The organism is Nocardia neocaledoniensis (assembly GCF_029868625.1).
GTDB lineage: Bacteria > Actinomycetota > Actinomycetes > Mycobacteriales > Mycobacteriaceae > Nocardia > Nocardia neocaledoniensis_A.
In genome coordinates this window covers 1-14,389 of the sequence record NZ_JARWOJ010000376.1, presented here as the reverse complement: position 1 = coordinate 14,389, position 14,389 = coordinate 1, and the positions used below count along the sequence as shown (strand labels likewise).

At 72.3% G+C, this 14,389-nt stretch carries 13 protein-coding genes, 1 pseudogene and 1 riboswitch; of the genes and pseudogenes, 3 read left to right on the top strand and 11 right to left on the bottom strand.

Annotation, left to right across the window (positions count from 1 at the left end; all coding sequences use genetic code 11):
* Positions 1-103: 103 nt before the first annotated feature.
* Genes QH270_RS29270 through QH270_RS29250 form a run of 5 tightly spaced genes read right to left on the bottom strand, consistent with a single transcriptional unit; the run spans position 104 to position 6,488 of the window.
* Entirely contained in the window at positions 104-1,726 is a 1,623-nt protein-coding gene (locus QH270_RS29270) for an ABC transporter ATP-binding protein (RefSeq protein ID WP_280347411.1), read from the bottom strand.
* A complete protein-coding gene (locus QH270_RS29265; protein ID WP_280347409.1) occupies positions 1,723-2,700 on the bottom strand; it encodes an ABC transporter permease in 978 nt (325 codons plus the stop codon). The genes QH270_RS29270 and QH270_RS29265 overlap by 4 nt, the downstream gene beginning before the upstream one ends.
* Positions 2,693-3,799, bottom strand: a complete 1,107-nt coding sequence (locus QH270_RS29260; RefSeq protein ID WP_280347407.1) for an ABC transporter permease — start codon at positions 3,797-3,799, stop codon at positions 2,693-2,695. The genes QH270_RS29265 and QH270_RS29260 overlap by 8 nt, the downstream gene beginning before the upstream one ends.
* A gap of 2 nt (positions 3,800-3,801) precedes the next feature.
* On the bottom strand, positions 3,802-5,421 hold the full coding sequence (locus tag QH270_RS29255) for an ABC transporter substrate-binding protein (RefSeq protein ID WP_432420447.1): 1,620 nt from the start codon (positions 5,419-5,421) through the stop codon (positions 3,802-3,804).
* Positions 5,418-6,488, bottom strand: coding sequence for an LLM class flavin-dependent oxidoreductase (locus QH270_RS29250; protein WP_280347405.1), 1,071 nt, complete (start codon positions 6,486-6,488; stop codon positions 5,418-5,420). Before QH270_RS29250 ends, QH270_RS29255 begins: the two co-directional genes overlap by 4 nt.
* Before the next feature lie 8 nt (positions 6,489-6,496).
* A riboswitch (SAM riboswitch) is annotated at positions 6,497-6,590 on the bottom strand.
* Positions 6,591-6,801: 211 nt separating this feature from the next.
* Between QH270_RS29250 and QH270_RS29245 the strand changes: the two genes are divergently transcribed.
* Positions 6,802-7,500 (top strand): hypothetical protein, encoded by a 699-nt coding sequence (locus QH270_RS29245; protein WP_280347404.1) that lies wholly within the window; start codon positions 6,802-6,804, stop codon positions 7,498-7,500.
* 330 nt (positions 7,501-7,830) lie between these two features.
* Here the strand turns inward: QH270_RS29245 and QH270_RS29240 are convergent, their stop codons facing one another.
* The 5 genes from QH270_RS29240 to QH270_RS29220 all read right to left on the bottom strand — a co-directional run bounded on the left by QH270_RS29240 (position 7,831) and on the right by QH270_RS29220 (position 13,004).
* Positions 7,831-9,009: a glycosyltransferase gene (locus tag QH270_RS29240; RefSeq protein ID WP_280347402.1), complete on the bottom strand. Its 1,179-nt coding sequence runs from the start codon at positions 9,007-9,009 to the stop codon at positions 7,831-7,833.
* A gap of 1 nt (position 9,010) precedes the next feature.
* A complete protein-coding gene (locus QH270_RS29235) occupies positions 9,011-9,757 on the bottom strand; it encodes an LppM family (lipo)protein (RefSeq protein ID WP_233001738.1) in 747 nt (248 codons plus the stop codon).
* A gap of 133 nt (positions 9,758-9,890) precedes the next feature.
* The gene (locus tag QH270_RS29230; protein ID WP_348537696.1) at positions 9,891-10,745 is read right to left on the bottom strand and encodes a carotenoid biosynthesis protein; all 855 of its coding nucleotides are present in this window, start codon (positions 10,743-10,745) and stop codon (positions 9,891-9,893) included.
* 55 nt (positions 10,746-10,800) lie between these two features.
* Positions 10,801-12,378: a phytoene desaturase family protein gene (locus tag QH270_RS29225; protein WP_280347400.1), complete on the bottom strand. Its 1,578-nt coding sequence runs from the start codon at positions 12,376-12,378 to the stop codon at positions 10,801-10,803.
* The gene (locus tag QH270_RS29220) at positions 12,375-13,004 is read right to left on the bottom strand and encodes a GNAT family N-acetyltransferase (protein ID WP_280347399.1); all 630 of its coding nucleotides are present in this window, start codon (positions 13,002-13,004) and stop codon (positions 12,375-12,377) included. The genes QH270_RS29225 and QH270_RS29220 overlap by 4 nt, the downstream gene beginning before the upstream one ends.
* A gap of 116 nt (positions 13,005-13,120) precedes the next feature.
* On the opposite strand from QH270_RS29220, the gene QH270_RS29215 reads away from it, so the two are divergent.
* Together QH270_RS29215 and QH270_RS29210 are read left to right on the top strand one after the other, a co-directional pair.
* On the top strand, positions 13,121-13,570 hold the full coding sequence (locus tag QH270_RS29215) for an SAV_6107 family HEPN domain-containing protein (protein WP_110040773.1): 450 nt from the start codon (positions 13,121-13,123) through the stop codon (positions 13,568-13,570).
* Between the two features lie 125 nt (positions 13,571-13,695).
* Positions 13,696-14,124: a DUF3040 domain-containing protein gene (locus tag QH270_RS29210; RefSeq protein ID WP_280347397.1), complete on the top strand. Its 429-nt coding sequence runs from the start codon at positions 13,696-13,698 to the stop codon at positions 14,122-14,124.
* A gap of 127 nt (positions 14,125-14,251) precedes the next feature.
* On the opposite strand, the pseudogene QH270_RS34735 reads toward QH270_RS29210, so the two are convergent.
* Positions 14,252-14,323: pseudogene (locus QH270_RS34735) on the bottom strand (Spo0B domain-containing protein); the annotation flags it as partial.
* Positions 14,324-14,389 lie beyond the last annotated feature (66 nt).

Below are 14,389 nucleotides of genomic sequence, written 5' to 3'. Positions count from 1 at the left end.
GGTAGCCACCAGCGGTCGGTGCGCAGCGTGCGCGCGGCGATGCGGGCGCGCGTCTTGCCGAAGACGCCGGTTCCGGTCGACGGGGTGGTTGTCGGTGCGGCACTCACGTGGATGCCTCGCTGATCGTCAGGTGGCGGCGGGGCCCCACCACCGCCACCCGGTCGCTGATCTGGCGGACGACCGCCAGATCGTGGGAGATGAACAGGTACCCGAGCGCGAGTTCGCGTTGCAGTTGGTCCAGCAGGTCGAGGATCTGGGCCTGCACAGAGGCGTCGAGCGCGGAGACCGGCTCGTCGAGAACCAGCAGGTCGGGCCGCAGGGCGAGGGCGCGGGCGATCGCCACCCGCTGGCGCTGTCCACCCGACAGTTCGGCGGGCCTGCGGGTGCGGAAGCCGGCCGGCAGGGCGACCTGGTCGAGCAGTTCGGTGACCCGTTCGGTCCGCTCGGCGCGGCGGCCGACACCGTAGGCGTGCAGGGGTTCGGCGATGATGTCGCCGACCGCCCAGCGCGGGTCCAGCGACGAGTACGGGTTCTGGTACACCACCTGGAATCGCCTGCGCAGCTCGCGCAGCCTGCGCCGCCTGGCGGCGGTGAGGTCGTGACCGTCGAAAGTCACCGTGCCGCTGTCGGGTTCGGTGAGGCGCACGGCGATGCGCGCGGTGGTCGACTTGCCCGACCCGGATTCACCGACCAGCGCGAGGGTCTCGCCGCGGTCGAGACTGAACTCGACGTCGTCGACGGCGGTCACGTCGGCCGCGTGGAATCGCTTGTGCAGCGCGCGTACCGACAGCAGCGGCGCCTCGGCGCGAGCGCGTGGCGCGCGGAATCCGGTGGGCGCGAGCGCGGGCGAGGCGGCGAGCAGCCTGCGGGTGTAGGGGTGCGCGGCCCCGGCCAGGACCCGGGCGGTCGGGCCGGATTCGACGATCGCGCCGTCGGCCAGCACCACCAGCCGGTCGGCCCGCTCGGCCGCGACGGCCAGATCGTGGGTGATCAGCAGGACCGCCGTGCCGCGTGCCGCGATCCGCTCGGCCAGCCGGTCCAGCACCTGCCTGGCCACGGTGGCGTCGAGTGCGCTGGTCGGCTCGTCGGCGATGATCAGGTCCGGCCCGCAGGCGAGCGCGATCGCGATCAGCACCCGCTGCCGCTGCCCGCCGGACAGCTCGTGCGGATACTGCCGCGCCCGCACCTCCGGCCGGTCCAGCCCGACCTCGTCCAACAGATCCAGCGCCCGCAGCCGCGCGCCGCGCCGATCCGCCAGCTTGTGCACCAGCAGCGCCTCGGCCACCTGATCACCCACCCGCTGCACGGGATTCAGGGACAGCCCGGGATCCTGCGGCACGAACCCCACCCGCGTGCCGCGTAACCGGCGCACGGCCTTCTCGTCGGTGGGATCGACGGGCTCGCCGTCGAATTCGACACCGCCCGAGGAGATCCGGGCCGATTCACCGAGCAACCCGATCACCGCGTGCGCCAGGGTCGACTTCCCCGACCCCGACTCACCGACCAGCGCCACCACTTCACCCCGCGCCACCTCGATCGAGGCGCCGCGCAGGGCGTCGACCGGTCCGGCGCTCGACCGGTAGCTGATCCGGAGGTCGGTCACGCGCAGCAGCGGTCCGCGTGCAGTGCCGTCCTTTTCCTCGTGCCGCGCGGCATCGCCCGCCGCGTGTTCCGCGGTCACGCCGCCAGCGGTCGGTTCCGCCGAGCGAGTCTGATCGATACTCATCGCGTCTGTGTCCTTCCCGCGAAGCGGCCCAGGCGCTGGGCCGCGAGCACGACGGCGACGATCACCAGACCGGGCAGCGTGGTCAGCCACCAGGCGGAGGCGAGGAAATTACGGCCCTCGGAGATGAGCGAACCCCATTCGGGGGTGGGCGGTTTGGTGCCGTAGCCGAGGAAGCTGAGCGAGGACACCGCCAGCACCGCCATGCCGAATTCGACCGCGGCCAGCGCGAGGACCGGCTGGAACGAGTTGGGCAGCACGTGCCGGGCGAGGACCGCGTACCAGCGGACCCCGGACGCGTGCGCCGCTTCCACATAGGGCGCGTGCCGCACCCGCAGCACCTCCGAGCGCATCACCCGCGCGAAGTTCGCGATGAGCGCGATCCCCACGGCGAGTGCCACATTGCGCGTGCCGAAGCCGAGCGCGGTCACCAGCGCCAGGGACAGCAGCAGCGAGGGAATCGACAGCAGCACGTCGACCACCCGCATGATGACGGTGTCGAGCAGGCCACCCGCCGCACCCGAGAGCAGACCCAGCAGCGTGCCGACGACCAGGGCGATCCCGACCGCCGTGAGCGTCGCGGTCAGGGACAGGCCGGCGCCGTGCACCATCCGGGTGTAGAGATCGCGGCCGAGATTGTCGGTGCCGAACCAGTGCGCCGCACTCGGTCCCTGGAACTTCTCCGCGGGCACCCCCGTCAGCGGGTCGCCGGGAGCGAACACCGACGGTGCCACCGCCCAGCCGAACGCGACCGCGAGAATCAGGGCGGACACCACCGAGCCGAGGTGCCCGCGTGCCCACCTGGCGCCGGCGAGGGGAGCCGTGGCGACGGCGATCCGGGGCGCCACCGTGGCGGCGGACGTCTCGTCGGGGGAGCCGGTCGTGTCGGGCGCCCGGTCCGGCGCGGCAGCCGATGGCCGACGCCCGGCCGACGAGCCCCGGTGCTCGGCTCGCTGGTGTGTGACTACCTCAACCATGGTGTACCCCTTCGGAATCGCGCTGCTTCGACCCGTCGACCGTCGCGTCCTGGCCGGGAGCGCCGCCCGTCAGCGCTGTGGCCGGGACAGCCGGGTCGGCGGGCGGCAGGCTCGGATCGGTGGCCGACTCGCCGGAGGACCCCGCACCGCTGCCGGCGGCCGTACGCACCCCGGCGATGCGCGGGTCGATCAGCGGATACACCAGGTCGACAGCGAGATTCACGATCACGAAGATCAGCGCCGACAGCAGCACCACGCCCTGCACCACCGGGATGTCCTGGTTGAGCACCGCGGTCTGGGTCAACCGCCCGACACCGGCCCTGGCGAACACCGACTCCACCACCACCGAACCCGCCAGCATGGTTCCGGCCAGCACCCCGGCGATGGTGAACGCGGGCACGCTCGCCAGCCGGGCGACGTGGCGGCGCTGCACCCACCACCGCGAGCCGCCCTTGGCCAGCGCCACCTCGGTGAACGGCTGCCGCCAGGTCTGGGCCAACCCGGCCGCGAGCACCTGGGCGATGACCGCGCCGATCGGCAGGGCCAGCGTCAGCGCGGGCAGCAGTGTGCCGCGCACCCCGGTGCCGCCGAACGCGGGGAACCAGTGCAGCCGGAACGAGAACAGCTGCAACAGCAGCAGACCCGTCCAGAACGTCGGCACCGAGACGCCGAGTGGCGGCAGCGCGGCGAGGGTGTTCCGCAGCCACGCGCGGCAGGTGTAGGTGGCGGCGAACGCGATCGCCGTACCGCCCGCGACCGCGAACACCAGGGCGAGACCGGCCAGGCCGAGAGTCGTGGGGATCGCGTCACCGATCGCCTCGGTCACCGGTTGCCCGGTGCTGATCGAGCGGCCGAGATCGCCGGTCGCCGCGTTGCCGAGTGCGCTCAGGTACTGCTCCCACAGCGGCTTGTCCAGGCCGTAGCGGGCCTGCAGCTCCGCGATGGCCGCCTTGTCGACCGGCGTGCCTGGGCCCGCGCCGTCGGCGGCCATCGAGACCGGGTCGGCGGGCAGTAGGTACAGCACGACGAAGGAGACCGTGAACGCCGCCCAGACCACCCAGATCGCCTGCAGCAGGCGTGCACCCACGTAGCGGACCATGATCAGCGCCCGCTCAGCCAGGTGTCGAAGAACTGCAGCCGCGCCGAGGCCTCGAACTTCAGGTCCTGGGTGCCCGCCGCCGCGCCGATCGCCTGCGACAGCTCGATGGTCGGGACGTAGAGCCCGTTGTCGAGGATCTGCTGCTGCGCCGTCCTGATCAGCGCCGCCCGCGCGTCGGGATCGTTGGTGGCGAGCTGCTTGTCCAGGGTCTCGTCCAGCGCCGGGATCGGGCCGCGCGCATTGAGATTGCGGCCCGTGACGGCGAAGGACGTGCGCAGGATGTCGCCGTCGGCGCGGGTGGAGTTGCCGTAGGTGGAGTCGTAGTCCTTGGCGTTCATCTTGGCGGTCCACTCCGGCAGCGACACCAGGTCCAGCTTCAGCTCGACGCCCACCTGCCGCAGCTGCTGCTGCACCAGCTCCAGGATCGCCTGGTTGCCCGCGAACACCTGGCTGAAGGTGACCGAGAAGCTCAGCCGCTCACCGTTCTTCGCGCGGATGCCGTCGGGACCGGGCGTCCAGCCCGCCTGGTCGAGGATCGACTTCGCCTTCGCGGGGTCGTGGGGCAGCCGGGCCGAGAGGTCGGTGTAGGCGGGTGTCGCCGAGGCCAGCGTCGACGTCGCGATCTTGAACTGCGGGCCGAGCACGGTGTCGACGAGCTGCTGCCGGTCGAGTGCGGGCAACAGCGCCTGACGCACGGCGGGATCGCGCAGCGGGCCGCGCGTCACATTGGTGTGCAGGCCGAACGGCGTGCCGGGGTTGGCGGTGGAGAGCACCCGGCCACCGACCGCCTCGATCTGCGGGGCGTCCTGGGGCAGCGCGTCGCTGATCGCGTCGAGCTGGCCGGAGACGAGACTGCCGGTGCGCACCCCGGACTCGGGGACGACGGTGAACTCGATCCGGTTCAGGTACGCCTCGCCCTCGTGCCCGAAAACGTCCGAGCCCCAGCGGTATCCGGTGCGCTTGGCCAGCGTCACCGAGACGTCCTGCTTGTACTCGGCATAGGTGAACGGGCCGCTGCCGACGTTGTCGCCCGCGCACCGCGCCTCGGCCGGTTTCGCATTGGTCGTCTGACCGAGGATGCCGAGCTGCGGGGTGGAGGACGCCTGCAGGAACTGCGCGTTCGGCTGGCTGAATTCGACACGGGCGGTGAGCTTGTCGACCGCGGTGGTGCCGACGTAGTTCGTGAGGTAGCTCGTCCCGAGCGGCGCCTTCGCGCCGCCGAGCCGGACGACCGCGTCGAAGGTGTCGCGCACCGAGTCGGCGGTGAGCGGAGAGCCGTCGCTGAAGGTCACGCCGTCGGCGAGCCGGAAGGTGAAGACCTTGGCGTCGGGGCTGATCTCCCAGCTCTCGGCCAGCCACGGCGTGATCGCGCCGGTCTTCGGGTCCTGATCGGTGAGCGAGTCGACGATCTGGCGCGCGACATAGATCGACTGATTCGACCCGGCCTGCGCCGGATCCGAGCACGAGGGCGCCTGCGAGAGGCCGTAGCGCAGCGTGCCACCGGGCCGCGGCGGACCGGCCTGCCCGCCGGGGCCTGCCGACTCCCCGCCGCACGCGACCACGGTGGCGGCGGTGGCGAACACGCCGACGACGGCGGCGAGACGATGATGAGGACCGATCACGGGGTGACTCCAGAGAATTCGCGGCCTGCGGCCAGGGGACGGCTGGGAATGCGGCGGCGCAGCTCCGGCGCCACCTCGGCCTGGAACAGCTCGAGACTGCCCAGGTAGTCGGTGTCGGCGCGGCCTTCGCGCTCGGCGGACAGATGGATCACCTCGTGCCCGAACCGCTCGTGATAGCGACCGACCTTGTCGATCACCTCCTGCGGGCTGCCGATCAGCGCCGAACTGCGCGCGACGAAGTCGTCGAGGGTGTCGAACACGACGGGCAGACCCAGCTTTCGCGCCAGCGCCAGCCGTGCCTCGAACAGCGGGGCGTAGACCGCCCTGGCCCGCTGCGACGTGGCCGCGACATGGAATCCCGCGGTGCCGGCGCCGACCAGCGCGTCGGCCGGGTCGTGGCCGTGGTGCGTCCAGCGCTCCCGATAGTGGTCCACCAGGTCGGCGTACGGCTCGATCGGATGGGTGACGTTCGCCGAGAACAGCGGATCACCGTGGCGGGCGGCCAGTTCCACCGAGTCGCGACTGGTCGCGCTGCCGTGCCAGATCCGGATCCGCGGCTGCCACGGCCGGGGCAGCGCCTTCGCCGCGGTCAGTGGTGGGCGGAACCGGCCGGACCAGGTCACCTCGTCGCTGTCCCACAGGGCGCGGAACAACTCGTAGCCCTCGCGGTTGCGATCCCACTGATCCTCGGTGGTGACGTGGTAGAGCCGGGCCTGCGCGGCGCCGTTGCCCTTGCCGATGATCAGTTCCAGGCGCCCGTCCGCCAGATTGTCCAGCGTCGAGTAGTCCTCGAACGCGCGGACAGGATCCAGCAGACTCAGCGTGGTCACCGCCGTGAACAGCGTGATCCGCGAGGTGACGGCGGCGAGGTGGCTCAGCAGCACCGGGGGAGCGGCCGAGAGGAACGGATCCTCGTGACGCTCGCCGACGGCGAAACCGTCGTAGCCGAGCTCCTCGGCCAGTCGCGCCTGCTCGACGACCTCCCGGAACCGGTCCCTGGTCGCCGGGACCACGCCCGTGTGCGGATCGGGCACCCTGGTCACGAGGGTGAACAGCAGGAACTTCACGTAGACCTCCTCCATCGAACCCGGCGGAAGCACCCACACCCGGTCACGGGCGGGTTGCTGCGACGTCGTGGAGCCAGGTCTCTCGGTCGCTCTGGATGGTGTGCCCCAGCCATCGAGCCCGAGCTGAACCAGCATGGGGCACAGGCGCGATCGCGCACAACGGTAGAAATCAGCGTGAGCGCAGAGCTTCGACCCGGGGCCGATCGCGACGACAATGTGCGCGACGCGCCGAATACGGATCGCGCTCACCTGGGCGGATTCGGCCCGGTCGCGGAGTAGCCTCGGCCTTCTTCACGTCGATGAGGAGTGCGCCGTGTTCGATCCGCGTCGTTGGCCCACACTGTCCACGCTGGCGGCCTTTGCCGCCGCGCTCCTGCTCGCCGCGCCGGCCGCGTCGGCCGAACCCGCGGTAACCAGAGATGCGCCCGCGACACACACCGCTGGGCCCGGCGATCTGCTCGGTGCCTATCAGACCGTCGTCGCCACTCTCGAATCGCTGGGTGTGCAGCCGTTCCTGTATCCGACGGTCGCCGCGAACTGCGCCGGTGACGGGCTCGGTCTCGTGCCCGCCGTCGCGGGGGCGGTGCCGGGCCCGTGGCCGTCGAACACCGTCCAGATCCCCGGCCTCGACCTCACCGCGGTGAAGTCCGGGCAGACGATGTTCACCTTCCTGCCCTACGGACTCGCCCCCGACACCGCCGCCACCGAGACCTCCGGCATGCAGGTCGCCTGGCTCAACATCAGCACCGGTCGCGGCGGGATGGCGTCGATGGGGTCGATCGCCGACATCGTCCGCGCGCTGGTGCCGCCCGAGGTGCCGCTCGAGCTGCGGCCGCTCGCCGAGACGGCGATCCGCGACTTCCTCTTCACCGCGATCCCGGTCGGCGGGGTGCGCGCGGTGCCCGTCGACACCGGCCACGGCACGGTCCTGGCCGCCGTCTTCGGCACCACCGACAACGCGGGCCGCTCCTGCTTCTTCTTCCCCACGGTGGGCATCACCGAGGTCCCCTGACCGAATCCAACCCCCGCGCGTTCCGGCTCCGTATCGGACAGCTCGATGCGCCGTTCGGTCGCGGCGTGCATGACCGGCGGACCCCGCTGTGCGTGCCCGACGAGGGCGGGCAGCGCCTTCGGGACGGGGCGGTTCGCGGAACGGGCGAGAGCGGATCGGGTGCCCGACGAGTGCGATCGCGGGCACGGGCCGAGGGAGCGCGGGCCTGGGACGAGGGCGGGTCGCGTGTCCGACGAGGGGCGGATTGCGGGCCCAGGGGGAGGTGCCGGGCCCGACGAAGGCGGATTGCGGGCTCGGGACGAGGGCCGGATCGGGGGTTCGGGAGTGTGCTCAGCCCAAACGGTCGGCGACCGGCGCGGTGGCGGGGGTGACGAGTGGCCGCTGCTTCCAGCGCAGGTCGCCCGAGCGATGGCGGCGGTGCGAGCGGGCCCACAGCGACAGGTACTTCAGGACGCCCACGGGATGGGCGAGTGCCGAGGTGAGATCGGCGCCGGTCGGGCGACGGCGGGTCTCGATGCCGCGGGCTACCAGCCGTCCGGTGACGGCGGCGAGGTAGCCGAGCAGCCCCGCGCGGCGGACCCGCCCGCGGCCGAGCAGCAGTGCCAGCGGCGGAACCCAATAGGCCAGCGCCGCAACGACTCCCACGGCCACACCCGCGCCGATACGGCCACCGTAGGCCGACCACAGCCAGCGGGTGTAGCCGTCGGTGAGTTCGGCCGCCCCGGAGTACATCCGGGTCGTGGCCGCCGGACCGGCGGTGACCAGCGCGGTGCGATGCCCGGCCCGGCGCAGCGCCCTGGCCAGGTCGAGGTCCTCCGTGGCGCTCGCGGCCACCCCGGCGTGCCCGCCACCGGCGCGATAGGCCGCCGCGTCGACCGCGAGGAACTGCCCGCACGCCACGGCGGTCGACGGACGCAGACTGTGATTGGCCGGGCCGAGCGGCAAGGTGGACGCCCACGACCAGGCCAGCAGCGGTTGCACCAGTCGCTCCGCCGGTGACCCGGCCTCTTGCACCGGCCACGCCGACACCAGACCGGCTCCGCGCCTGCGCAATTCGGTGACCGCGGCCGCGATGGCGTGCGGCGCCAGCCGCACATCGGCATCGACGAAGACCAGCGCGGCGGCGTCGGTGCGGGCGGCCAGGCGCGCGCAGGCCGCGGCCTTGCCGGTCCAGCCGGGCGCCGGGTGAGCGGCCGAACGGAGCACACTGAACCGGTCGTCGCCCGCGATCGCGGCGAGGGCGGCCTCGTAGGTGCCGTCGGTGGAGGCGTCGTCGAGGATGAGCACCCGCAGCCGCGGCACGCCGGTCTGGGCGCGCAGATCGGCGATCAGGGCGGGCAGCCGGTCGGCCTCGTCGCGGGCGGGGACGCAGACCGTCACCGGCTCGATCACGCCCGAGACCCGGTGCGGCAGGGTGCGCAGGGTGGCCAGGTTGTAGACGGCGGTACCCGCGCCGAGCGCGGCCAGGCCGGTTCCGGCCCAGGTCAGCGTGCGTCCCGCCGCGCCCATGTCAGCGGCCGAGCCTGCGCCGGGCGATCTCGTCCCACATCTCCCGCGGCGAGAACCGCCCGCGCGGCGCGTTCGGGGCGGCGGGGTTGCGGTCCCGGAAGGCCAGACCCGCGACGAGCGCGGCGACGGCCAGGGTGATACCGCCGACGATGCCCGCCCAGCCCGCGAACGAGCGGGTGTTCGGGTCGGCGTACTTCACCTCGGCGCGCAGCGAGGAGGTCTCGCCGGCGGGCAGCTTCCACGACACCGTGTTGTCGCCCTCGCGGGTGCCGTTGGTCTTGGCGACGCGGGCCGGGAACGCGATGGAGAACTGCACGTCCGAGCCCTGCGGCGGCAGCGATTCGAGGTCGACGCGCCCGGTGAGGCTCACCAGATCGCCGCTGCGCTTGAACTCCAGGGTGAACAGGCCCTGCGTCTGGTCCGACAGGCCGCCCAGCTGGCCGACCTCGCCGAAGGACAGGTCGTCGAAGAACACCTGGGTGCCGACGAAGCCGTCCTGGTTGTACTTCTCCACCCGCACCTTCGCCGCCAGCTGGTCGGGCGCCTTCAACTGCGGGCCCTTGTCCTCGGAATTGGTCGGCACGACCGCGGCCACGATCCGGCCCGACACCCGGTCGTTGGACGACACGCCCATCGACACCTGCACCCGCAGGCATCCGGTCAGCGCGGACACCAACAGGGCCAGCAGAACGGTGACGGCGGCGACGCGCCGCGCGGGGACGGAACGGCGCGGTGACGGCGTGGGCATGTCGGCGACGGGACTCGGCTGCACGGGTGACATCGTGCCAGGCCCGGGCCCGAGAACCCACACGACGGGCCCACCCGGACGCGCCGACCGGCATCGAACAGGCGTTTCCCGCGGATTTCGGCGCGGTGCCGGCTCAGCCGGTGCGGGCGTGGCGCGCCAGCAACGAGACGCCGAGCAACCCCAGCCCCACGAAACCCCAGGCCGCCGACGCGGGGAGACCGAGGAAGACCGCGTGCGCGAGCGTGGAGCCGAGCCAGGTCCAGGCGAACACGGCGACCGGGATCGCCACCGACTCGTCCCGCGCCGGGGGGAGCCGCCGGTCGAGGACGGTGAGCAGCACCGCCATGAGTGTGGCCACGAGCGCCCAGCCGAGGTAGTTCGTGTACGGGATCTGGGGGAGTCCGGGCAGCCCGGCGTCGGTGACGCGCCAGGTCCACTGCCCGTCCGCCACCATCTGCGGATCCAGGAACAGATCCCAGCCCACCGCGCCGACGACGAAGATCCCGCCGCGTAGCGCGTGGCCTGGTGGCCGACGAGCGGTGGTGAGCAGCCCGGCGACGATCCAGATCGGGTACAGACCACCGGTCCAGGCCAGCGGGACTATCAGCGGCACGTCCGCCAGCGCGGGCCCGAGCCGATCGACGGCGTAGGAGTAGGCGCCGAACGGAAATCCCGTGGCCGTCCCGATCATCTCGGCGAGCAGACCGAGACCGGACACGATCACGAAGAACCCGGCCGCCCAGCGCAGTCCGCGCGTCGTCACCGCGTGCGACAGCGCCGTCGCCACCGTCAGCAGCACCACCGCGACCGTGACCCGATCCCGCGCCACCCCGGCAGTCAACGGGTAGGTGATCTGGACCAGCACCAGCGCCACCGCCGCGACAGCGGGGATCGCCCGGACCGGTTCCGCACCCACCCATGCGCGGACCGTGTCGCCCGCGCGCGCGGCGATGCCGTGTACCCGGCGGAGCCGACCGCCGCGGATCACCGTCGTCTCCCGCCCGGCCGCGCGACCTCGGCGGGGCGCCGGTTTCGGCGCACTGTCATCGCTTGCGTGACACGGTGAATCGCCGCTTGCGCTGGTCGCCGAGGAGTAGCTTGGCGGCGCTGCGCCCGCTGGCGCCGGAGACGCCGCCGCCGGGATGGGTGGACGCGCCGGTGAGGTACAGACCCGGAGCGCCGGGCACTCGCTGACCCGACAGTTCCGGGAGCGGCCGCCACAGCATCATCTGGTCCAGCGACATCTCCACGTGCATCACATTGCCGCCGCGCAGGCCCATCTCCCGCTCGAGGTCGACGGGGGTCTGGACGAAGCGCTGCCGCACCGAGGACGCGAATCCCGGTGCGTACCGCTCCACTTCGGCGATGACGCGATCCGCCTCGCGCTCGGCGTGCGCCGCCCAGTCGCTGCCGTCGGCGAGGGCGTAGGGATGCCACTGTGCCCACAGCGAGAGCTGATGCTCGCCCGGCGGGGCGATGGTGGGGTCGAGCGCGCTGAAACTCATGGCGAGCACCACCGGGCGCGGGGGCAGCGTTCCGCCCATGGCCGCGCCGTGCGCCAGCCGCAGCTGGTTGCGGTCGCTGACCAGGAACTGCAGTCCGCGGGCGGACTCTCCGGCCGACGCGCCGGGGTACTCCGGGAGCCGATCGGTGGCCGCGCGCACCACCATGCCGATGCCGGGGCCGACCCGGATCCGCCGCTGCCAGTCGTCGAGGGTGCCCGCGTCGAAATCACCGGCGCGCAGCAGGTCCAGCGTGGCCAGGATGTGCGAGCCCGCGATCACCGTGTCGGCGCGCAGTTCGCGTCCCGACGCGGTCCGCACCCGCCAGCCGTCGCCGACGCGCCGCAGGGTGGTCACCGCGTCACCGGTGTGCAGGTCACCGCCGTCGGACCGCAACCGGGCGATCAGCGCGGCGCTCAACGCCCCACTTCCCCCCACGGCCCGGCCGGGCGGCAGCCGGTGCATGAGTGCGGCGAACCCCGCCATCGGCGCCGAGCCCGGCTCCGACATGGGCGGACCCGACTGCGCGCCGAACCAGGCCAGCGAGGCCTTGAGCCGCTCGTCGTCGAACCAGTAGTCCAGCAGCGCGTCGCCGGTCTGCAGGAACTCGCGCGACAACGCGCTCCCGCCGTCGCGCGCGTCCAGCCCCCAGAACGAACGGAGCAATCGGCCAGGGGTCGGCGGCCCGCCGAAGGATCGCATCACCCGCGCGCTGCGCTCGCCCCACACCGCGACGAAATGGCGGTACGCGTCGGCGTCGCGCGCGCCGCAGGCGGTGGCGATGGAGGCGCAGGTGGCGTCGAGATCCCGGTGGAAGACGATCGGCGGGCGCGCTCCGTCGGACGGGGTGAAACCCCACGGATCGCAGTCGAGGTAGCGCAGTCCGAAGCGGTCGAGCTCGAGCTCCTCGATGATCCCGGTGTGCCGGATCATGATGTGCGCCGAGGACCCGCGATCCACCAGATGACCGGGGAAACGCTCGACCGTCGAGACCGCCCCGCCGGGCACCTCGTCGCGCTCGAGCACCGTCACCCGCTGTCCGGCCCGCGCCAGATAGCAGGCGGCGACCAGCGCGTTGTGCCCCGATCCGACGACGACGGTCGTCCCGGCCCCGCTCACGCCGGGCGGCCCGGTAGCGGCAGTCGCCGCCCCAGGATGGCGAACGGCCTGGTGTCGCCCGCGAACACGAAATTGCGGATCACATCGGTGAATCCGGCCCGCCGGTACAGCCGCCAGGCCCGGTTGGCCTCCTCGGGGACCTCCGGCGTCGACAGCAGCACCGCCGCTTCCCGGCGGTCCGCCAGCAGGCGCTCGAGCAGCGTCGAGCCGATGCCGCGCCCCTGCGCCGCCGGGTGCACGTGCAGCTCGGTGAGCTCGAAGTAGTCGGCGAGCAGATCGCGGGCGGCGGCCTCGGGCCAGCCACAGCGGCGCATGCCGGTGTGCACCTGCTGATGCCACCACTGCCGCGGCGCTCCGCTGTAGCCGTAGGCGATCGCGACGATCGGCGCGGTGCGCAGGTCGACGGCGCCGGAGTCGTCGGGCAGCACGGCGGCCACGGCCCGCCACCCGGCGCGCGTGGTGTGCTCGGTCCACATCGGCGCCCGGTGGTGCTCGGTTCCACGCGGATAGTCCATGGCTGCCACATAAACCGACAGCGCGTCGTGCAGGCGGGCGCGCAGGGCGGCGACGCTGAGGTCGACGACCACGGGTGCGGGGGTGGTGTGATTCGGCTTGACGGCTGTCATGGCTCTCGTCGCTGGCGCGCTGGCGCGGAAGTTGTCGGTGGGTGTCCCTATATTCAAACCCAATTCAAACGTTCGAATGCTTGTTCGATCTGTGCGAGGGGCGAAAGGGGCAGCAGATGGCTGGTCGCAACGATGGTCGGGAGCACGCGGGCCACGACGGTCGCGCGGGCGGGCTGCTACGGCAGGCCGATGCCTTGCTCACCGATTCGGCCTGGGAGCACGAGCCGGGGGAGCGCTTCCGCACGGCCTACCTGGCCGCCCTGCGCGGCGCCGGGGCCATGATCGCGCTCACCGGGGCCGACCGGGCGCCACGGGCCCGCTCGCGCAGCGCGTGGGTGCTACTGAGACGTGCGACACCCGAGTTCGCGATGTGGGCCGACTACTTCGAGGCCCATTCGCAGCTGCGGGCCGATCTGGAGGCCGGGCTCGATCGCAAGATCACCGACACCAGGGCCGACGAGTTCTGTTCACGCGTGGGCGCATTCCTCTACGACATCGACGACGCGCTGGTCGCCGCCGCCAAGACACGCCCGCAGCCGGGCCGCGACCGGGACATGACCGCTTAGTTATCACCGAGTAGGTGGTACGGCTTCGATCGAACTCGTATCATGGGGAGCAGATAGCCGCCAAGGTCGGCTACCCGTCGCCTACCCGGAGGCGACCAGCCACGCCTAGTGCCGGGGGAGGTACCGTGCCACTCTCCGAGCACGAGCAGCGCATGCTCGAACAGATCGAGAGCGCTCTCTATGCTGAGGATCCGAAGTTCGCCTCGTCCGTCCGCGGCGGACGTCTTCGCTCCACGTCGAGTCGACGCAGACTGCAGGCGGCGGCGCTGTTCGCCGTCGGCCTGTTCCTGCTCGTCGCCGGCTTGGCCGCCCCGTTCAAGCCGGGCGGTTTCCCGATCATCAGCCTCGTCGGCTTCATCGCCATGTTCGGCGCCGGAGTCCTGCTCATGATCGGCAACTCCCGCAAGTCCGCTCACTCGGACTCGTCCGAGACCTCCGCGTCGGGCGCGAGCCCGTCGGGCGGCTCGTCCGGGCGCGGTGGCCGGCCCCGCAAGTCGGGCGGGTTCTCCGAGCGGATGGAAGACCGATTCCGCCGAAGGTTCGAGCAGGAATAGCTCCGCTGTAGCCGGAGCACGACGGCATCGAAGGGGGGGGGGGGGGGCCCCCCCGGGGGGGACAGGGCCCCCCGCGAAAGAAAAGTTGGGGGGGAAAAAGCCCCCCGAAGGGGGGCAGCGAACAGTGCAGCAGGCCGCTGAGCAGGTGCAGCCGGTTGGCGAACTCGTGGCGCTGGGCGCGCAGCACGGTGCTCAACGACGAGGCCAGGGCCCTGCTCGGCATCGGCGGCGAGTCGGGGGTGCCCGTCGAGGCGATCGGCTTGAC